Origin of the sequence: uncultured Tateyamaria sp. (genome assembly GCF_947504105.1) — a bacterium.
Classification (GTDB): domain Bacteria; phylum Pseudomonadota; class Alphaproteobacteria; order Rhodobacterales; family Rhodobacteraceae; genus Tateyamaria.
Window position 1 is genome coordinate 30,548 of record NZ_CANNGP010000005.1, and the last position, 17,701, is coordinate 48,248.

21 protein-coding genes and 1 other RNA gene are annotated in these 17,701 nt (G+C 58.5%); 8 read left to right on the forward strand and 14 right to left on the reverse strand.

Annotation, left to right across the window (positions count from 1 at the left end; translation table 11 throughout):
- Positions 1-121: 121 nt before the first annotated feature.
- The 3 genes from Q1A75_RS04795 (at position 122) to Q1A75_RS04805 (ending at position 3,657) form a co-directional block, all read left to right on the forward strand.
- On the forward strand, positions 122-1,342 hold the full coding sequence (locus tag Q1A75_RS04795) for a hypothetical protein (protein ID WP_299551301.1): 1,221 nt from the start codon (positions 122-124) through the stop codon (positions 1,340-1,342).
- A complete protein-coding gene (locus Q1A75_RS04800; RefSeq protein WP_299551299.1) occupies positions 1,339-2,679 on the forward strand; it encodes a cytochrome P450 in 1,341 nt (446 codons plus the stop codon). Before Q1A75_RS04795 ends, Q1A75_RS04800 begins: the two co-directional genes overlap by 4 nt.
- A gap of 84 nt (positions 2,680-2,763) precedes the next feature.
- The gene (locus Q1A75_RS04805) at positions 2,764-3,657 is read left to right on the forward strand and encodes a fructose bisphosphate aldolase (protein WP_299551296.1); all 894 of its coding nucleotides are present in this window, start codon (positions 2,764-2,766) and stop codon (positions 3,655-3,657) included.
- Between the two features lie 128 nt (positions 3,658-3,785).
- On the opposite strand, the gene Q1A75_RS04810 is transcribed toward Q1A75_RS04805, so the two are convergent.
- The 4 genes from Q1A75_RS04810 to fumC are packed head-to-tail and all read right to left on the reverse strand — an operon-like array spanning position 3,786 to position 5,801.
- A complete protein-coding gene (locus Q1A75_RS04810; RefSeq protein ID WP_299551293.1) occupies positions 3,786-4,001 on the reverse strand; it encodes a ribbon-helix-helix domain-containing protein in 216 nt (71 codons plus the stop codon).
- The gene (locus Q1A75_RS04815) at positions 3,998-4,159 is read right to left on the reverse strand and encodes a hypothetical protein (protein WP_299551290.1); all 162 of its coding nucleotides are present in this window, start codon (positions 4,157-4,159) and stop codon (positions 3,998-4,000) included. The genes Q1A75_RS04810 and Q1A75_RS04815 overlap by 4 nt, the downstream gene beginning before the upstream one ends.
- A gap of 41 nt (positions 4,160-4,200) precedes the next feature.
- Positions 4,201-4,413, reverse strand: coding sequence for a DUF4169 family protein (locus Q1A75_RS04820; protein WP_299551287.1), 213 nt, complete (start codon positions 4,411-4,413; stop codon positions 4,201-4,203).
- Positions 4,410-5,801 carry a class II fumarate hydratase gene (gene fumC / locus Q1A75_RS04825; RefSeq protein ID WP_299551284.1) on the reverse strand — a complete coding sequence of 464 codons (1,392 nt, stop codon included), beginning with the start codon at positions 5,799-5,801 and terminating at the stop codon, positions 4,410-4,412. The genes Q1A75_RS04820 and fumC overlap by 4 nt, the downstream gene beginning before the upstream one ends.
- Positions 5,802-5,979: 178 nt before the next feature.
- On the opposite strand from fumC, the gene Q1A75_RS04830 reads away from it, so the two are divergent.
- Positions 5,980-6,549 carry a hypothetical protein gene (locus Q1A75_RS04830; protein WP_299551281.1) on the forward strand — a complete coding sequence of 190 codons (570 nt, stop codon included), beginning with the start codon at positions 5,980-5,982 and terminating at the stop codon, positions 6,547-6,549.
- Between the two features lie 9 nt (positions 6,550-6,558).
- Here the strand turns inward: Q1A75_RS04830 and Q1A75_RS04835 are convergent, their stop codons facing one another.
- From Q1A75_RS04835 to Q1A75_RS04880, 10 genes are all read right to left on the reverse strand, one after another.
- Positions 6,559-7,065: a ClpXP protease specificity-enhancing factor SspB gene (locus tag Q1A75_RS04835; protein WP_299551278.1), complete on the reverse strand. Its 507-nt coding sequence runs from the start codon at positions 7,063-7,065 to the stop codon at positions 6,559-6,561.
- A gap of 76 nt (positions 7,066-7,141) precedes the next feature.
- Positions 7,142-8,392, reverse strand: a complete 1,251-nt coding sequence (gene chrA / locus Q1A75_RS04840) for a chromate efflux transporter (RefSeq protein WP_299551275.1) — start codon at positions 8,390-8,392, stop codon at positions 7,142-7,144.
- The gene (locus Q1A75_RS04845; protein WP_299551272.1) at positions 8,392-9,120 is read right to left on the reverse strand and encodes a rhodanese-like domain-containing protein; all 729 of its coding nucleotides are present in this window, start codon (positions 9,118-9,120) and stop codon (positions 8,392-8,394) included. The genes chrA and Q1A75_RS04845 overlap by 1 nt, the downstream gene beginning before the upstream one ends.
- A 378-nt stretch (positions 9,121-9,498) precedes the next feature.
- A complete protein-coding gene (locus tag Q1A75_RS04850; RefSeq protein ID WP_299551269.1) occupies positions 9,499-9,927 on the reverse strand; it encodes a nuclear transport factor 2 family protein in 429 nt (142 codons plus the stop codon).
- Positions 9,928-10,025: 98 nt separating this feature from the next.
- Positions 10,026-10,377, reverse strand: a transfer-messenger RNA (tmRNA) gene (gene ssrA, locus Q1A75_RS04855).
- 92 nt (positions 10,378-10,469) lie between these two features.
- The gene (locus Q1A75_RS04860) at positions 10,470-10,820 is read right to left on the reverse strand and encodes a DUF4345 family protein (protein WP_299551266.1); all 351 of its coding nucleotides are present in this window, start codon (positions 10,818-10,820) and stop codon (positions 10,470-10,472) included.
- Positions 10,821-10,871: 51 nt separating this feature from the next.
- Positions 10,872-11,564 (reverse strand): 1-acyl-sn-glycerol-3-phosphate acyltransferase, encoded by a 693-nt coding sequence (locus tag Q1A75_RS04865; RefSeq protein ID WP_299551263.1) that lies wholly within the window; start codon positions 11,562-11,564, stop codon positions 10,872-10,874.
- Between the two features lie 71 nt (positions 11,565-11,635).
- Positions 11,636-12,289 (reverse strand): hypothetical protein, encoded by a 654-nt coding sequence (locus Q1A75_RS04870; protein WP_299551260.1) that lies wholly within the window; start codon positions 12,287-12,289, stop codon positions 11,636-11,638.
- A complete protein-coding gene (locus Q1A75_RS04875) occupies positions 12,289-13,689 on the reverse strand; it encodes a selenium-binding protein SBP56-related protein (RefSeq protein ID WP_299551257.1) in 1,401 nt (466 codons plus the stop codon). The genes Q1A75_RS04870 and Q1A75_RS04875 overlap by 1 nt, the downstream gene beginning before the upstream one ends.
- A 74-nt stretch (positions 13,690-13,763) precedes the next feature.
- Entirely contained in the window at positions 13,764-14,519 is a 756-nt protein-coding gene (locus Q1A75_RS04880) for an FCD domain-containing protein (protein ID WP_299551254.1), read from the reverse strand.
- A gap of 69 nt (positions 14,520-14,588) precedes the next feature.
- Between Q1A75_RS04880 and Q1A75_RS04885 the strand changes: the two genes are divergently transcribed.
- From Q1A75_RS04885 to Q1A75_RS04900, 4 genes are read left to right on the forward strand one after another with little or no spacing between them, the layout of a single operon-like run.
- A complete protein-coding gene (locus Q1A75_RS04885; RefSeq protein WP_299551251.1) occupies positions 14,589-15,377 on the forward strand; it encodes a DUF2182 domain-containing protein in 789 nt (262 codons plus the stop codon).
- Between the two features lies 1 nt (position 15,378).
- A complete protein-coding gene (locus tag Q1A75_RS04890; RefSeq protein WP_299196282.1) occupies positions 15,379-16,086 on the forward strand; it encodes a DUF1326 domain-containing protein in 708 nt (235 codons plus the stop codon).
- Positions 16,083-16,592 carry a DinB family protein gene (locus Q1A75_RS04895; protein WP_299551247.1) on the forward strand — a complete coding sequence of 170 codons (510 nt, stop codon included), beginning with the start codon at positions 16,083-16,085 and terminating at the stop codon, positions 16,590-16,592. The genes Q1A75_RS04890 and Q1A75_RS04895 overlap by 4 nt, the downstream gene beginning before the upstream one ends.
- On the forward strand, positions 16,592-17,695 hold the full coding sequence (locus tag Q1A75_RS04900) for a dimethylsulfoniopropionate demethylase (RefSeq protein ID WP_299551244.1): 1,104 nt from the start codon (positions 16,592-16,594) through the stop codon (positions 17,693-17,695). Before Q1A75_RS04895 ends, Q1A75_RS04900 begins: the two co-directional genes overlap by 1 nt.
- Positions 17,696-17,701: the final 6 nt, after the last annotated feature.

Here is a 17,701-nt window from a genome sequence, read left to right on the forward strand (position 1 = left end):
CGGTTGGACGTCGACGCGACTTCCACTGGCTTTCAAGTCGAAAATGACTCAAAGACCGCGCCAGCCTCAGCCTTACTTTGGACGCAGAAGGTCGCTAAAGTGCACCAAAAGGTGCATTTGAATGAGCAGGCCGCATCACAAAACTATCTCGCGTCGCCGGGTATTCTACATTCCCGGATATGACCCGATTCACCCGCGTCGTTACCGCGAACTCTACCGCAAGGAAGGCGCGGCGCAGGCTGACATCTCGGACTATGAGATTGCTTTGCGCCCCACACCCAAATCCGAACACTACGGATGGCAGGTGGATGCCTGTATCGACGATACAGACGTGCATGCGGATATCGAGGTCCTGGTGTGGTCCGATATCGTGCGCGATTCGATGGAGGCATCGATCCCCGGCACCTATCTGCAATTGGTACGTACGGCGTGGACCTATATTGCTTCGGGCGCGCTGCGCCGGTTGATGCGGTTGCGCAAGGGGCCCGTTATTGCGGCACTCTATCCCGTCGGTATGTTGCTGGGGCAAGCACTGTTGGCTATGGCGCTGTGGTACGTGTTGTGGCGCGTGGGGGCTGCGTTCGGAACTATCGGTGCATGGGCTGGTTTGGCTGCCGGGGTGGTGGCCTGCGTTGGGCTGCTGCGCTGGTTCAAGTCAAAAGACGGCAAGATCTTTGCCTACTATCTAATGCATGACTATACTTATTCCGCCGCGTCCAGGGGGGCCAATCCTCCTGCGTTGGAAAAGCGCCTACGCGGGTTCCAGAACAGCATAGCGGCGGCGCTGTCGGAGGAGGTCGACGAGGTATTGATCGTAGGCCATTCGTCTGGCGCCCATCTGGCCGTGTCGATCCTGGCCGACCTGATCCGGGGGGGGCGTGTGCCTGCCAACGGGCCTGCACTTGCGTTCCTGTCCTTGGGGCAGGTTGTGCCCATGGTGTCTTTCCTGCCGGAGGCGCACCGGTTGCGGGCAGACTTGCAGTACCTGTCGGCACAGGATGCGTTGACTTGGGTGGATGTTACGGCCCCAGGTGATGGTTGCGCCTTTGCGCTCTGCGACCCTGTCTCTGTCTCGGGCGTGGCGCCCGCGAACAAACGCTGGCCGTTGGTGTTCTCTGCCGCCTTCACCCAGACCCTGAGCCCCGCGCGGTGGAAGGAATTGCGCTGGCGCTTCTTCCGACTGCATTTCCAGTACCTCTGTGCCTTCGACCGGCCCAAGGACTATGATTACTTCCAGATTACGGCGGGGCCGCTGACACTGGCTGATCGTTATGCAGACCGTCCGCCGTCGAAGTCGCGGATCGACCACGCGGTGTCCAAATACACGTCGGTTGCCGCATGATACCACCTAAACCTCCCAGCCGCCCCGACCGTGTGTCGCTGTGGCGCTATATGCAGTTGTTCCGGCAGGATATTCTGTCGGCGCAGCCTGCGCGTCTGTACCGCGCATGGATGGCCGAGTTTCGCACGCCATTCTTTCGCAGCTACCTGATGAATCAGCCCGAGTTGGTGAAAACGGTGCTGAAGGACCGGCCAGAGGACTTTCCCAAGTCGAACCGAGTGGGTGAGGGTTTGCGCCCACTGTTGGGAAATTCTGTGTTTCTGACCAATGGTGAGATATGGAAACGGCAGCGGCGTATCATTGATCCGGCATTTGAAGGCGGACGCCTGCGCGAGACGTTCCCCGCTATGTGGGATGCATCCGAGGCGGCAGCTGCCCGCTTGCCGGAAGGCGTGGTGGAGATCGAGGAACAGACCAGCCATGCCGCTGCCGATGTCATCTTCCGCACTCTGTTCTCAATCCCCATCCAAGACAGGCTGGCCAGCGCCGTCTTTCACGAGTTTCGGGCCTATCAGCGCAGCCAGCCAATTCTGAACCTTGCGGCTTTTGTCCCCTTGCCGCGGTGGATGCCACGTCTGTTTCGGCGGGACACGCGTGCAAGTGCCGCGCGCATCCGAGCGTTGATTGCGCAACTGGTGGATCGGCGCGCCGAAGAGATTGCCGCAGGCACGGCACCTGACGATCTTGCCACTAAGATCATGACCACCCGCGACCCCGAGACAGGAGAGACTTTTACGCCCGCAGAGATGGTGGATCAGGTTGCGATCTTTTTTCTGGCCGGCCATGAAACCAGTGCGTCAGCGTTGGCTTGGGCACTGTATTTGATGGCGCTGTATCCGGAGTGGCAAGAGAAGGTGGCTCAGGAAGCGCGGGCATTAGACGCGTGTGACTTTTCTGTGATGTCTAAGCTGCCGGTTACACGTGACGTGTTCCGCGAAACACTGCGCCTGTACCCGCCCGTACCCATGATGGTGCGCGAGGCAACCCGTCCGGAACATTTTCGGGATCGCGACGTGCGCAAAGGCAGCCAACTGGTGCTGAGCCCGTGGCATTTGCACCGTCATGAGCGGTTGTGGGAGCGGCCTGACGACTTTGATCCGGGGCGGTGGCAGACCGAGAACGGCAAGACATGCGGGCGTGATGCCTACATTCCCTTTTCCGCCGGTGCACGGGTGTGCACAGGCGCAGGGTTCGCCATGGTTGAGGGGCCGCTGATTCTCGCTCGCTTGTTGCGCGATGTCGCCGTATCGCCAGTAGATGGGCAAGCCCCGGTACCCGTGGCGCACCTGACGGTACGCGCTCAAAGCGGAATCTGGCTGAATTTGAGCAAAAGATAGCGCAAACAGGGACTTGCGGGATTACGTGTGTGCCGGGAATAGGCTAGGTCTGGGACAATTGTAGCCATGACTTTGGAGCGCAGTATGACCGAATTTGCCAAGATGCGGGATCAGATGGAAAACGGAAGCGGTTTTATTGCCGCGTTGGATCAATCTGGCGGGTCCACACCAAAGGCGCTGGCGCTGTACGGTGTAGATGCCTCGGACTATGGATCCGAGGATGAGATGTTTGCAGAGATTCAAAGGATGCGGGCGCGCATTATCCTGAGCCCGGATTTCACCAGTGCCAAGGTGATCGGCGCGATCCTGTTTGAAAAGACACTGCGTGAACAAATCGAAGGTCAAGCTGTCCCGTCCTATCTGTGGGACAAGCGTGGCGTGGTACCGTTTCTGAAGATTGACAAGGGTTTGCGGGACGAAGCGGACGACGTGCAGCTGCTCAAACCCATTCCGGGGCTGGCAGACACATTGGCGGCGGCCAAGGGGATGGGCATCTACGGCACCAAAGAGCGGTCTGTGGTCCACGGTGCCAATGCTGACGGCATCAAAGCCATCGTTTCAAACCAGTTCGAGGTCGCGCATGAGGTGATCGCCGCGGGCATGGTGCCGATCATCGAACCCGAGGTGAACATTCATTCCAAGACCAAGGCCGAGGCCGAGGCGATGTTGGCCGAAGCGTTGATGGCACAGACCGAAGCATTGGCTGATGGGCAGGATATCATGCTCAAGCTGACTTTGCCCGAGCAGCCCGGCATTTACGATGCTCTCGCGGATCACCCGCGCGTGCAGCGGGTCGTAGCCCTGTCCGGCGGGTATTCCACGCAGGATGCGAGCGCCCGTTTAGCGCAGAATCACAAGATGATTGCGAGCTTCAGTCGCGCGCTGACCGAAGGATTGCAGCGCGATATGAGCGATGACGGGTTTCATGCGGCTTTGGGCGGAAACATCAAGCAGATCTTCGAGGCTTCTGTAGCGTAAGGGGTTTCAACGCAAAAAACCGCGTAGAAGATGTAGTTTGACCCGGAACAGGTTGCGCTATGGGTTTCATAATCGAGAGGCCGGATCACGGCAGTACAAGATTTGTGGTCAGATGACCCACACCATGCTTACCGTTCCATCACCCGCTTGAGCACAAAGACGCGTATGGCCGAGGCAAGCCCAACATCGCCGCGCCCAACATCAATTTCGGCGGCCAAGTCGTTGATTGGACGCTTTTCTTCAGTTGCAATAGCACGGAAGGCGTCCCAAAACTCGGGCTCCAGCGACACGCTGGTTCGGTGCCCTTTGAGGGTAAGGGAGTGCTTTTGTGGTCGGGCGCTCACTGCTCGGCCCAGAACCGTCGGGACGGGTCGAGCTGAGCAATACGCTCATACGTGTTCAACACGCGCGCCAACGTTCCTTCGTTGGCACTAATGTAACGGCGCGCACGGCGCAAGGCACGGATGCGGTCACGCTCGGCTGTGTCATGGGGCTGTATCATGGAACACCTATAACTCTCAACGCAAGGAACATGCCGCAGATTTATGGCTTTTTGTCGTTACCATTCGCACCATACAAGGACGTTTCGGCGGCTTTGCCGTCCAAATCTCGCGCAGACCGGATGTTTTCGCGCTTTGCGAGATTTTTCTCCGCCTTGGTTAACCCAAACGCAACCGTATTGACGTCGGCGCGCGCTTTCTTCTCAGCGCGCGCACGGGCCTTCCGGACCTTGTTCAGGTTGATGGGAGTGCTCATTTGGGTCCGATCATGTTTTCCGGGCGCACGACTTCGTTGAACCTCTCTTCGGTGACGAAGCCCAGCTTTACGGCTTCTTCGATCAGAGTGGTGCCGTTCTTGTGCGCCGTCTTGGCGACCTTGGTGGCGTTGTCATAGCCAATCTCGGGTGCAAGCGCAGTGACCAGCATCAACGACTCGCGCATCAGCTTGTCTATGCGGGTTTCATCGGCCTGCAGCCCATCCACAAGATTGTCGGTGAAGGCGGAACAGGCGTCACCGAGCAGCTGCATGGATTGCAGCACGTTATAGGCCATCATCGGCTTGTAAACATTCAGCTCAAAATGCCCCTGTGATCCGGCAAAGCCCACGGCGGCGTCATTGCCCATCACGTGCGCGCAGACCTGTGTCAGTGCCTCGCACTGGGTCGGGTTCACCTTGCCCGGCATGATTGACGACCCGGGCTCGTTCTCGGGCAAAACCAACTCGCCCAGACCGCAGCGGGGGCCGGACCCCAGCAAGCGGATGTCATTGGCAATCTTGAAGAGTGAGGCGGCAACGGTCTTCAACGCGCCGGAAATCTCGACCATAGCGTCATGGGCGGCGAGCGCCTCGAATTTGTTGGGGGCGGTGACAAAGGGCAGGTTGGTGATGTCGGCCATGTGGCCCGCAACCGCTTCGGCCCAACCAACTTTGGTGTTCAGGCCGGTGCCAACCGCCGTGCCGCCCTGGGCCAGTTCATAGATGCGACCCAGCGCGTCTTTCACCCGCTGGATGCCCATGGCAACCTGGTGGCTGTAGCCTGAAAATTCCTGGCTGAGTGTGAGCGGCGTCGCGTCCTGTGTGTGCGTGCGCCCGATTTTGATGATGCCATCGAATGCGGCCACTTTTGCCTCGAGGGCAGCGTGCAGCTTTTCTAACCCGGGTAGCAATACATCGCGCGCGGTCATCGCGGCCGATATGTGCATGGCCGTCGGAAATGTATCATTTGATGACTGGCCCATATTGCAGTGATCGTTGGGATGCACGGGTTCTTTCGACCCAATCACGCCACCAAGAATTTCGATGGCACGGTTCGCGATCACTTCGTTTGCGTTCATGTTCGACTGGGTGCCGGACCCTGTTTGCCAGACAACCAATGGAAAGTTGTCGTCAAGCTTGCCAGCTATCACTTCGCTTGCGGCTTCGATGATCGCGTCGGCCAGCTTTGCGTCAAGCGTGCCCTGTGCCTTGTTCTGCATGGCGCAGGCCTTCTTGATCACACCAAGCGCTCGCACCACGGCGATAGGCAGCTTTTCCCAACCAATCGGGAAATTCATGATGGAGCGTTGCGTTTGTGCTCCCCAATACTTGTCGGCGGGAACCTCCAGTGGGCCAAAGCTGTCGGATTCAGTGCGGGTGTCGGCCATCGGGCGGCTCCTTCTGCGCGTGTCGTCTTTGTGCCTTGCATCTACCGGGCGCGGGCTTTGCAGACAAGGACCGGTGGGCCGGTTCGTTGCTGATATGATCACACATTGGCGAAGCAAGGGTGCATCCGTGTGCGGGCGTTCCTATATCTAACTGAATAGGAGGAAAAAGGACCACGTCATGATCGTTTCACGCGCACTTTTTGGCGGCTCGATGCGGCCTGTGATGGCTGCCTTGTTTGTACTGGGCTTTGCGGTTTTGGCTCTTGCGGCACCGGTTCGGGCCGATGTTGCACCGTTCGTTGGCTACTACTCCGGCAATGCTGAAGTCATACAGTCCGATGGCACGAAGATTCCGCGCGATATGAGCGTAAAGATCAACGAAACCAAGCAGGGGTTCACGGTAACTTGGACGTCAGTCACGTATAGGGCGTCGGGCAAAGTGTCCAAAAAGTCCTATACTATTGATTTTGTCCCAAGTGGTCGGGGCGACGTTTATGCTGCTGCACAGAGGAAGAACGTTTTCGGCCACGAGGTTCAGCTGGATCCAATGAAGGGTGAACCCTACGTCTGGGCGCGTATCGACGGAGAGACATTGACCGTCTATTCGCTGTTCGTGGATACCGATGGTGGTTACAGCTTGCAACAGTACGATCGCACGCTTGCCGAAGGCGGGCTTAATTTACACTTTCAGAATATTCAGGACGGTGAAATCCTGCGCGCAGTCGAAACTTTTCTGACTCGGGAATAAATGTGCCGACTACTTCCTGAAGCTGTCGAGTGACACGATTTCAGCGTCTTTGCCGTCATCGTCTACCTTTGCGCCATCCTCAGGCGTCGGCTTGGGCGCAGCTGGGGCACGACTGGGCAAGATTTCGGGCGGAGTTGCCGGTGCTGTTTCATCATCGTCTTCACCCTGGGTCTCGAACCTCAGGCCAAATTCGACCGACGGATCAACAAATGTCTTGATCGCGTCGTAAGGTATATACAGCGGTTCGGGCGCGTCCCCGAAGTTTAGCGTCACCGCAAACCCTTCGGTCCCAACATCCAGCTTGTCATACCAATGCTGCATCACCACGGTCATCTCACCTGGATAGCGGTCGCTCAACCAGTCGGCCAGTTCGGCATCCGGGTGGCTTGTGTCGAAGGTGATAAAGAAATGATGCGCGCCCGGTAGTCCGTTCTGGGCAACATCCGTCAACACCTTCCGGATGAGGCCCCGCATGGCCTCGTGCATCAGGTTGCCGTAATCAATGCTCCGGCTCATGGTGATCCTCGTGCTGCGAGTTCCAACCATATCCCAATTTGACGCAGAGGGAAGAGGTGGAGCGCGTTGTCAGCGATTAAACCAGTCCCAAAAGCGAAAGAGCGCAACCCATAGCCGCCATGCCCGTCAATGTGACCAGCAAACCGACGCGCAAGCCCAGCATTAAAAGTGCCGCGATGGCCGTGAGCCCGGCGGCCCATATGTTGAGCGTTGCGACGTCTGGGACGGGAAGGGCGCTCATGCTGGCTTTCCCCACGTCGGCAAACAGGACGTGCAGGGCGAACCAAACTGACAGGTTCAGGATCACCCCAACCACTGCCGCCGTGACGGCCTGCAAGGCGGCTGACAGCCGGGGCCGCGCGGCGATATGATCCAGGTACGGTCCTGCTGCGAAGATCCAAAGAAAGCAGGGCACGAAGGTGACCCACAGCGTCAGCACCCCCGCGGCCACGGCCATCCCTAGCCCGCTCTGCGCGTATCCAGCAAGCAGGGCGACGAATTCGGTCACCAGGATCAGTGGTCCGGGCGTGGTCTCTGCCAGTCCCAGCGCGTCGATCATCTGGCCGGTGGTGATCCATCCGTGATCCTGCACGACCTGCTGGGTCATATAGGCAAGCACGGCGTAGGCACCGCCAAAGGTCACGATGGCGAGTTTGGAAAAGAACAGTCCAATCTCAAGCAGGAAGGTCCGGGCCGTGAGCCACAAGACGATCAGTGGGGCTGCCCACAAGGCACCGAAGATCGCGACGTTACGTAAGGTCTGTGTATGCACCGGGGTGGAGGGCCGGGCCCGAGCCAGTGCAGGTTTGCGAAGTGCTCCGACAAGGCCTGCAACAACGACAACCAGCGGAAAGGGGATACCGAGTGCAAAAAGGGAGATAAAGGCTGATCCGGCGAGTATCCAGGCTGTGGGGCCGGTCAGGGCCTTTTGACCTAGTCGTAAAAGTGCCTGCAGCACGACGATGATGACCGCCGCCTTGATCCCGAGAAAAGCCGCCTGAACCAGCGGTACGTCACCGAACCGAATGTAGGCAAGCGCAAGCACCAGTATCACCGCGGCCCCGGGAACAACAAACAGCAGCCCTGCCAGCACCCCACCGGACATACCGCGCAGCCGCCAGCCGGCATAGGTGGCCAACTGCATGGCTTCGGGTCCCGGCAAAAGCATGCAGAGCGAAAGCGCGCGCAGGTATTGATCCTCTGTCAGCCATTTTTTACGAGTCACAAGTGAATCGTGCATCAACGCGATTTGCGCTGCAGGTCCGCCAAAGGACAGCAAACCGATGCGCCCGAAAACGCGGGTCATCTGCGACCAGCTTTGTTCCATCACGTGGCCTCCTGCCCGGCGGACTGACGATGCACCAGCCAGGCAGTGTCGAGAAACGGCAGGGCGGCACGGGCCAAGTCTTCATCACGTTCATGAAGATTGGGCAACATGGCAAGCAAGGCCGCGCCGCAAAATGCTCCGGTATCTACAGCTGTAATGAAATCCACAAGATCAGGGCAGATGAGCCCCAATGCCACAAAAGCTTGCCCAAGCGGCATTGGATTGGGTAGTGCATTGCCGTCAAAGCGCATGGCAACATCTATGACGTACTTGGGCGTCACCCAGAGTAGTGCGGCATCGGGATCGTACCAGCGCAGGATCAGCCAAGCCGTGATACACGCCCGCGCGTCATGGGTCGCCGGAAGCACCCAGGATGTACCGGGGTCCGGCGCGGTATCTAGCGCCAGGTGCGGACGACCGTCAGTGCGCCAGGCATGGTTGCCACCTGTCAGCGCGCGGGCATCAAAGCCCATGCTGCGCAACTGTGCAGCTGCGCCGTGCGACAATTTCAAACCCTTTTGGCATATGATGACAACAGGTGCGTCCGAATCCTGCGATCTCGCCCAGTTTAATACACTGCGGTGTGGAACATGTCGTGCACCGGGCAAGCGCCAAGGGGCGGCGGCACTGTCCTCGGGCACGCAAACGTCGATCAGGCGGGGCGCACGGCCCGTGCCCAAGACAGACAGCAATTCGGTGGCAGAAATAGAGTGATGTGTGTGGTCCATAGCGGCATCCTTTAAACACAACAAAAGGATGCGACGTTTGGGCCAGCATGTGTATCAAGCCTGATGGGGCAGTCGCGATCTCCCCATAAGCCACGGTGCGCAATGATGCTCAGCCCGTCAACCCTTGTGGAGTGCAGCGCCAAAGATTTTGGTTCCAACAGACCGCTTTACCGAATTTACCGAAGTCCGCCTAAGCGGCCGTAGGTGTCTCAGGCATATACACAATCTGTCGATCCGCGTGGTCCAGCAGGGCAGTTTACTTAGCTGCATTCAGAAGCGTGATGCGGGTCGAGTGGTAGCATTGGCTTTGCACCACACACTGGCGGGATCGCTGCAAGCAAGGGCACGTTTCATCACCGGTACGGGATTGCGCCAGCTTTATCGCAGCCTTGTGCCACCCAGCATCACGGCCATTGCGTTCTCGGGAAGCAGGCTTAGCTGCTCGAACAGCGTCAGGGAGTCGGTGCCCGTGTAAATCTCCACCATCTGCGTCCCCTCGAACCTTGCGATCACCTGCCCGAAAACATGCACAGGATCGCCCGTGTCTGCCGAGTGGCTTTTGATCTCTACCAGCGCTGATAGCCAATCATCCTGCTCCATCGTGATGGGCAAGGTGATTTCGATGGGGCCAAGCAGTTCTCGTACCATCGTCACCAGGTCGGTCAGATCCTCTATCGAAAAGGGTGTGTCACCCATGATCCCGCGCGAGCGAGCGTTGGGCGCAAGGAATTTCGGGATCGCCTCAAGGTCACCCTTGATCCACACCTCGTCGTACCAGCCTTGCAGGGTTTTGACCTTGTGCGGCATGCGCGCCTCGTCCTCAAATAGACTATTCCATCCACAGCGATAGCGCCCGGGCCTTAACAATCCTTGAAGGTGTGGTGAAAACACAAAAGTCTTTTGAAAATGCAGGCTTCTGTTGCCAGGTGCCTGCGAACCCCGCCTAACGCTGCTAGGCGCTAGGGCTTAAAGTCGGTTCTACTAGGACTGCTTACGCAGCCATAGCAACCGGAGCACGATTGTCGTTTGCAATTGTACTGTTTTCGCCGGTAACGGTGGCAGACAGCCGAGACAAAGCTAACACCTTTAGACGTCCGTCGATCCTGTTTCGGCCCCATGATCCCGCAAACGACAGGATATTTGGTGGAGCCGCCGGGTACCGCCCCCGGGTCCGATCCGTTTATTACGAGCGCGTTTATGTCCATAGTCCCGAGGGACATCAATGACATAGGCGAACCGAATGCCGGTTGCAATCTTCAGGAGGCTTTAGACGCATCTTTTTGAAACAGAGGGGATATAGGCAAACATTAAAAATATGATCTATCTCATTGTAACATATGATTTATCAATTAAATATTTGCGATTGTGAACCACAGAGCCAGCGCGGCCTCAATCCCGCCGAAGATCAACACCTTCTTCACTGGGGGTTTGTCCAGGATCAGCGATACACACCGCCCTAGGGCCGCGCCGACAAAGGCAAAGCCGATCATTGCATATGCCAATGGCGCGTCGATCCAGATGGCGGCACTGCCGGTGACAACGAAAAGTCCGCCGACCGAGGCGCGCATTTCGCTAAGCCCCATGGTGCTGTCCGTCGGTACGAGGTCCAGCGCCGAGGCCGTGTATCGGGGTGCCACAAAACCAAAAAGCCCGAAAGCAACTGTCAGTAAGGCTGCGATGATGTTGAGTATGTCAATCATGAGCGCCAGCTAGGGCGGGGTGGGTCCAAAGGCAAGCGGAAGCTCACTGGACTAAAACTCTGTCGCGATGGGTGTGTTCAGCCGATCCTCGAGGTCCTTGTTGAATGACGCAAGATCCATAGACAGATTGAGGTCCAGCACGGTCTTGATATCGACTGATATATGGCGGCGGCCTTTCTTGATGCCGATGAACGTCCAGAAATAGTCGTACCTTGCGTGTTGAAACCTGCCCAACCCATCCAGCCTAAGCAACAGAACGGGGCGGTTTGGATTGGTTTGCAAAATATCGTATGCGCCCGACAGATGCGGTGCGATCAGCTCTGGTTCTTGCTGCCGGGTATGACCGGCGGGGAAAAGCAAAATACTTTCGTCGCGACCCAGCGCTGCAAGAATGCGCTGCATGCTCGCCTCTTTCCGGGCCTGTCTTTTTTCTGGCGCCCAGCTCTTGGGTGAGCTGACCGGGATGGCGCGCGCCACGAACAGGGGGAACCACTGCATCCAGTTGTGGTATTCATTGTAATGTACCACCGGACGGATGCGTTGCGTGGTGTAAAGTATAGCAGCGATCAATGGGCCGTCGAAGCGGCTGACATGGGTCGCGAGGATCAGCGCGCCCGGCGTGTCTTGCAGCAATTGCTTACCTGAGCAACTCACGTTGTAGAAAAGCGCGAAATAGGTACGCACAATGGCAAAGAAGACGTGGCGCAACCACTTGCCAAGGGTCTTGTCGATCAATCGCAACATAGTTTGAAACCTGGCACTGCACGTCGTTGGCCTGACAGTTGCGGCCTTGTTCGGCTAGGTCAATGCCTTTTTCAGACCGCCGTCCACAGGCCAACGCCGCCCACGACAATCAGGCTGAGGGCCCAGACCAATTCCAGATCAAACCAGCTACGGCTCAGGAATTGTAGACCTAGCCAGCGGTGCACGGCATAGGCAACAGCGCCCCCCGATCCCATCATCGCCACCGTGTGTAGTACAGCAACTCCAAGTGCCAACGCTGTTGTTGCCATAAGGGCAGAGGCCGCGCGATGGCCTGCGTCCAGTTCCTCGATCGCACAAAGACCAAGATAGATGGGCACCAGCATCAGCGCTGCCCCATGTGCAAGCGCAACCAAAAAAGACCAGAGTGTCAGCTTGTGCGGGGGAATGCGCGCGAGGAACCGAGGGTGTTTGCGTGTGATGGCAAGGTAAAGGCCCATGGTGATCACGACCAACCCGGCGCCAATGCGGATCTCGCGTTCGTAGTCAATGAGCAGCGTCATCAGCGAAAATGGCAGCAGGATGCCGAGCATTGCCGCAAAATGACCCAAGGACAGCGCCCCGAGCGCCGGCCAAAGCGCACTGCGCTTGCGTTCGAACAGGGCGGACGACACGGCAAGCGGCCAGCCCATACCGGGGTTCAGCCCGTGATAGAGGCCGGAGAGGATCACGGCGAGCCAGAGGCCCGCCGTGGTCGTAAGGTCCATCAGACCGATGGGTAGCAGAAACTGTCCGTCGAACAGTCGCCACCCTCAAGCCGGATCTGGTGGCTGCGGTAGCCTTCAGGGAACTTTGTCCAGAAGTTTTCATCCAGCGTCAGTCCGCCGTTTTCACCCACATGGGCCATGACCATCGCCGCGCCGCGCTCGCCGGGATAGAACTGGTCATCCCAGGTGGAATAGAGCGAGTTGGTCCAGTAGACGCGTTTTCCGTCGCGGCTGATCTCGACCATCTGCGGGCCGTAGCCAAAGTCCTTGCCATTGGGGTGTTTGGTTTTCTTGACGATGCCGCCAATTTCGACCTTGCCAGCGAGCACGGGATTCATCGGATCGGACACGTCGTATTGATGCATTTCACCAAGGCCCCAGCAGGCAACGTAGAGGTACTTGTCATCGAGGCTCAGGTCGATGTCTGTGACCAGCGGTGGCACCGCACCAAAGCCCTTGAGGAGGTCGGGCAGGTCGTCCGCGTCCGCAGGCACGGGGTCGATGGTGATCGTCTTTTTGGCCTGCCATTCACCGTCCTCATCCCGCCACCAGGTAAAGATCGCACCCTGCAGGTTGGTGGTATCAACCACCACGCCACAGAACCCATATTCCTTGACCGGGTCGTGGGCTGGGCGGATTTCCAGCGCCATCTGGTGATTTTCTCCCAGGTCGATGGACTTCGTTACCTTACGCCCGCGCAGGTCCCAGAAGTGGATCGTGTGGCCGTATTTGTTGGACAGAAGATCCTCTGGCACCACACCATTTTCGAATTGCGGCGGGAGGCCCCATTCGCTGCTGACCATGTAGTCGCGCGGCAGGTTCCACCAGAAATCGTAATGCTTGTCCTGAATGCCGCGGTCCATCTCGTAGCGGCCCAGAATGTCGAAGGTTTCGCAATCCATGATGAAGATACCGGGAGGGCCATCGGTGCCATCCTCACCACCGCCGCCCAGGGTCGATACATAGATGCCCTCGGGTCCGCAGTGAATGGTGTGAGGGCGGGAATAGCCCGTCTTGTCAAACAGTTCTTCGGGTTCGATGATCTTGTGGATCTTGGCTTTGAGCGGTTCCTTTACATCAATAATGTAGATGCGCGACGACCGGATGCCAGGAATGATCAGGTAACGGCGTTCAAGAAACGCGTGGCCGGTGAGGGGGCTGAGCGCCGAAGAACAGGCATTCCAACCGAAATGGTGAAACTCGTCACCAAGGTTGGGGACATAAAGCTCATGGACGATCTGGCTGTAAGTGTCGCTCGTGGGATCAACATCGACAACCGCAAGGCCATCGGGTTTGGTCCCATCAGGGCTGAGCATCAGCGTAAACGCCAATTTCTCAACCGGGGCTTCCATGGCCATCTTGGGCGAGGGGTGAAATGTGGGATCGGGTCTTAAATTCATAGCGTCCTCCCTGACGTATGGTTGACGATCAGTGCCCGACCCCTCGGATGCCTTTGCGACTTTTGGGGGAAGGATCAGGCGGTCTTGTGCTCCTTTTCTGCGGCCTTTTGCGCGCGGGCAGTGACGACCGAATGGGCCAGCTCTCGCGTGTAGGCTTCTAATTTAACCAATGTCGCGTCGATCTTGGCGGCGTCCCGAGCCTCGACCGCGTCCGCGATGTCCGTGTGCAGCGCCACAATCGCTTCGCGCGACCGGGCGGTGAACGTGATCATGTTCATAAGGGGCTGCATCGCCTCGACCGCACCGGCAAGCTGATAGCTGAGTACCTTGTTGCCTGCGCCATCCACCAAGGCCCGGTGAAAGGTGACATCAGAGGCACAAAACGCCTCGTCGGTGAGGCCGGGCTGGCCTTGACGGTGAATTTCCGCCCGCATCGTCGCCAAATGATCCGGCGTACGGCGCGCCGCGGAAAGCGGGGCACAGGCACGCTCCAGCGCATAGCGCGCTTCACAGGCGACATCGAAACTGACAGCATTCATGGACAGCAACAGGGTCGAGGTCGTGACCTGCTGGGCATAAGCATCCTCGAACCGCAGGCGGTTCACGAAAGCGCCGCCAGTGGCCCCGCGCTGGGTTCTGATCAACGATTGCGCCGCGAGTCGCTTTAGGGCCTCGCGCACCGTGGGCCGGGATACGTCAAAGTGATCGGCAAGCTCGGCCTCGCTTGGAAGCCGTTGATCCACAATCAAATCACCTGCGATAATGGCATCCCGGATCGCCTTGGCAATCTGGGCAGAGAGATCAACTGTGCTGTCGGGATCAATTTTCATTTGTCATACATTTTAATGTCTGACATTTAATCTGGCAAGCATTGAGTCGCATGAGGTCAGGGAGGACACATGTCGCACATCGTTCGTTCGACCCTCTGGCTGGGGTTCTTCGGCGCGATTTTGGCGTCGTGGTGGGTCCTGTATTCCATGTCGCTTTCCATGGACGTGGACCTTTTTGGTCGCCCAGGAGATATGGGCGCGCGCATGGCTGCCATGGACCCGCGCATGCCCATGTACATGCCGATGGCCAATTTTGGTCCGCTGTTTGCCATGTGGGCGATCATGATGGCCGCTATGATGTTGCCGACATTGGTGCCGACCTTGCGCAGCTACGAGGACCTGATGGTGTCGGCAAACGGCACGCGGGCAGGGTGGCTGGGTGTGCTACTGGGCTACTTCGTGGTTTGGGTCGCCTTTGCTGCGCTGATCTCGGCTGTGCAACTGGCCTTGCTTTATGGTGGCATCATCGACATGCTGGGCATACCCAAGACCACCACATTTGCGGGCCTGCTTCTGCTGGCCGTCGGTCTGTTCCAATTCACCCGAGCGAAGGAAATCTGCCATGGCGTCTGCCATAGCCCCATGACCTATTTTCTCGGCCACTGGCGCACCGGCTTTGCGGGCGGGTTGCGCATGGGGCTAGGCCTCGGCGCGTTTTGCGTGGGCTGTTGTTGGGGCTTCATGGCCCTTGGCTTTGTCGGCGGCGTGATGAGCCTTTTGTGGATGGGCCTTGCCACGCTGTTTATGGTGATCGAAAAACTGCCCCAGATCGGGCATGTTGTTGCAAAACCCATGGGGGTTCTACTGGTGCTGGGTGGTATCGGTGTGCTCGCATATCCCGTTGTTTCAGGAGGATAAGATGGCCGTGAAAAAACGCCCCGACGCGGATAAGTTGCCGGTCAGTCAGCGCATCGACAGCCGGATGCCCAACCCGGGCCGGCGGCAGATGTCGCCCACCGAATGGGCTATCAAGGGCGAACTGTTTCTCAACTGTTCGTGCGAGCTCTTTTGTCCCTGCGTCGTCTCGCTTGGCGCGCACCCGCCCACCGAAGGGCATTGCCACGCGTGGATGGCCATTGCCATTGACGAAGGGCATTTCGAAGGCGAGGACCTGAGCGGCCTGAACGTCGGCCTGATGGTCGATATCCCTGGTCGTATGGGGGAAGGCGGCTGGCGCGTCGCGGCCTATGTGGACGAGCGCGCAAGCGGCAAGGCCTACAATGGCATCCTGCAGATCTTCTCTGGCGCCGCAGGCGGCACTACGGGTCTCTTCACCATGCTGGTCAGCGACATCGTAGGCGCCGAACGCGAGAAGGTCGAGATCGTGCGCGAGGGCAAGAAACGCGGCCTCTATATCGGGCGCAAGATCCAGGGCGAGATCGAGATGATCACCGGCAAGTCCGAGGATCACCCGGTTATGATCACCAACTCCAAGTACTGGATGGGGCCGGATATCATCGCAGCCCGCGGCGTGAAATCCAAGGTGCGCGACTACGGCCGCATCTGGGACTTCGGCGGCAAATCCGCGGAAATCTGCCCGATCGACTGGAAAGGTCCCAAGCCATGATCGACGCGGGTTATGTACGTACCATGGCCCGTTACAACGCCTGGCAGAACCGCCAACTGACGGAAATGCTCACAGGCGTGCCGGACGAGGACCTGCGCAAGGATCGCGGTGCTTTCTTCGGGTCCATCATGGCGACGCTTAACCACATCCTGTGGGGCGACACGATCTGGATGAGCCGGTTCGACCCGGACCTGCCTCCGCCGTCTGTTCCGCCCGAACAGCATAAGGAATTCACCCCGACATTCGCGGTCTGGAGTGCAGAGCGCTTCCGCATGGACGGCACGATCCGCCTTTGGGGTGACCGCCTCGACACTGTGGCGCTCAAAGGCGATTTGTCTTGGTATTCCGGCACCTTACAGCAGGGCTTTGAAATGCCGCTTGAAACCTGCGTGGTGCACCTTTTCACCCACCACGCCCACCACCGGGGTCAGGTCCACGCCATGATGACGGCCACCGGTCTGACCGCTCCCGTTACTGATATTGTGTTCATGCCAAAGGACGACTGATGGCCGTTATCTCTCCATCGCGCCGCCTGCGCCGTACGCCGTTTTCGGACGGGGTCGAGGCGGCAGGCGTCAAAGCCTACACCATCTACAACCGCATGCTGCTGCCGACCGTGTTCGAAAGCGTCGAGGCAGATTACCGCCATCTCAAAGACCATGTGCAGGTCTGGGACGTCTCGGTCGAACGGCAGGTCGAGCTGCGCGGTCCTGATGCAGGCCGCCTGATGCAGATGCTGACTCCGCGCGATTTGCGCCGGATGCTGCCCGGGCAATGCTATTACGTCCCCATAGTGGATGAGACAGGTGGCATGCTGAATGACCCCGTTGCTGTAAAGCTCAGCGAGGACCGGTGGTGGATTTCCATTGCTGACAGCGACCTGCTCTTGTGGGTCAAGGGGATCGCCAACGGCTACCGGCTTGATGTGCTGGTGGATGAACCGGACGTGTCACCCCTCGCCATTCAAGGTCCAAAGGCCGACGAACTCATGGCGCGCGTGTTCGGCGATCGTATCCGCGACATCCGTTTCTTCCGTTTCGATATGTTCCAGTTCGAAGGCTGCGATCTTGCGATTGCACGCTCGGGGTACTCCAAGCAGGGCGGGTTCGAAATCTATGTGCCAGACAGCGCGCTTGGCATGCCGCTGTGGGACGCGTTGTTTAACGCAGGCGAAGACCTACAGGTCCGTGCGGGCTGCCCCAATGCCATTGAGCGGATCGAAGGTGGGCTCTTGAGCTATGGCAATGACATGACCGACGACAACACACCGCATGAGTGCGGGTTGGGGCGGTTCTGCGACACCCAGACGGCTATCGGTTGTATCGGACGTGACGCGCTTTTGCGCGTGTCCAAGGAAGGGCCGGTTCAGCAAATTCGCCCCATCGTTATCCATGGGGATGCGGTGCCGACCTGTGACCGACCTTGGCCCCTTTTGGCCGGCGGCAAACGCGTGGGGCAGGTAACGTCGGCTGCATGGTCGCCAGACTTCAAGACCAATGTCGCCATCGGTATGGTGCGGATGACACATTGGGATCCCGGAACTGACCTCGAAGTCGACACCCTCGATGGGATATGCCGGGCCACGGTACAAGAGGCGTTCTGGTTATAAACGTGG

What these genes read in the sequence shown, in the direction of transcription:
- Q1A75_RS04820 (WP_299551287.1), bottom strand. Translation starts at nt 4,413, where the DNA reads ATGAGCACTCCCATCAACCTGAACAAGGTCCGGAAGGCCCGTGCGCGC.
- Q1A75_RS04895 (WP_299551247.1), top strand. Translation starts at nt 16,083, where the DNA reads ATGATCGACGCGGGTTATGTACGTACCATGGCCCGTTACAACGCCTGG.
- Q1A75_RS04795 (WP_299551301.1), top strand. Translation starts at nt 122, where the DNA reads ATGAGCAGGCCGCATCACAAAACTATCTCGCGTCGCCGGGTATTCTAC.
- fumC (WP_299551284.1), bottom strand. Translation starts at nt 5,801, where the DNA reads ATGGCCGACACCCGCACTGAATCCGACAGCTTTGGCCCACTGGAGGTT.
- Q1A75_RS04815 (WP_299551290.1), bottom strand. Translation starts at nt 4,159, where the DNA reads ATGATACAGCCCCATGACACAGCCGAGCGTGACCGCATCCGTGCCTTG.
- Q1A75_RS04860 (WP_299551266.1), bottom strand. Translation starts at nt 10,820, where the DNA reads ATGATTGACATACTCAACATCATCGCAGCCTTACTGACAGTTGCTTTC.
- Q1A75_RS04880 (WP_299551254.1), bottom strand. Translation starts at nt 14,519, where the DNA reads ATGAAAATTGATCCCGACAGCACAGTTGATCTCTCTGCCCAGATTGCC.
- Q1A75_RS04805 (WP_299551296.1), top strand. Translation starts at nt 2,764, where the DNA reads ATGACCGAATTTGCCAAGATGCGGGATCAGATGGAAAACGGAAGCGGT.
- Q1A75_RS04865 (WP_299551263.1), bottom strand. Translation starts at nt 11,564, where the DNA reads ATGTTGCGATTGATCGACAAGACCCTTGGCAAGTGGTTGCGCCACGTC.
- Q1A75_RS04835 (WP_299551278.1), bottom strand. Translation starts at nt 7,065, where the DNA reads ATGAGCCGGAGCATTGATTACGGCAACCTGATGCACGAGGCCATGCGG.
- chrA (WP_299551275.1), bottom strand. Translation starts at nt 8,392, where the DNA reads ATGGAACAAAGCTGGTCGCAGATGACCCGCGTTTTCGGGCGCATCGGT.
- Q1A75_RS04885 (WP_299551251.1), top strand. Translation starts at nt 14,589, where the DNA reads ATGTCGCACATCGTTCGTTCGACCCTCTGGCTGGGGTTCTTCGGCGCG.
- Q1A75_RS04800 (WP_299551299.1), top strand. Translation starts at nt 1,339, where the DNA reads ATGATACCACCTAAACCTCCCAGCCGCCCCGACCGTGTGTCGCTGTGG.
- Q1A75_RS04900 (WP_299551244.1), top strand. Translation starts at nt 16,592, where the DNA reads ATGGCCGTTATCTCTCCATCGCGCCGCCTGCGCCGTACGCCGTTTTCG.
- Q1A75_RS04875 (WP_299551257.1), bottom strand. Translation starts at nt 13,689, where the DNA reads ATGAATTTAAGACCCGATCCCACATTTCACCCCTCGCCCAAGATGGCC.
- Q1A75_RS04890 (WP_299196282.1), top strand. Translation starts at nt 15,379, where the DNA reads ATGGCCGTGAAAAAACGCCCCGACGCGGATAAGTTGCCGGTCAGTCAG.
- Q1A75_RS04870 (WP_299551260.1), bottom strand. Translation starts at nt 12,289, where the DNA reads ATGGACCTTACGACCACGGCGGGCCTCTGGCTCGCCGTGATCCTCTCC.
- Q1A75_RS04845 (WP_299551272.1), bottom strand. Translation starts at nt 9,120, where the DNA reads ATGGACCACACACATCACTCTATTTCTGCCACCGAATTGCTGTCTGTC.
- Q1A75_RS04830 (WP_299551281.1), top strand. Translation starts at nt 5,980, where the DNA reads ATGATCGTTTCACGCGCACTTTTTGGCGGCTCGATGCGGCCTGTGATG.
- Q1A75_RS04850 (WP_299551269.1), bottom strand. Translation starts at nt 9,927, where the DNA reads ATGCCGCACAAGGTCAAAACCCTGCAAGGCTGGTACGACGAGGTGTGG.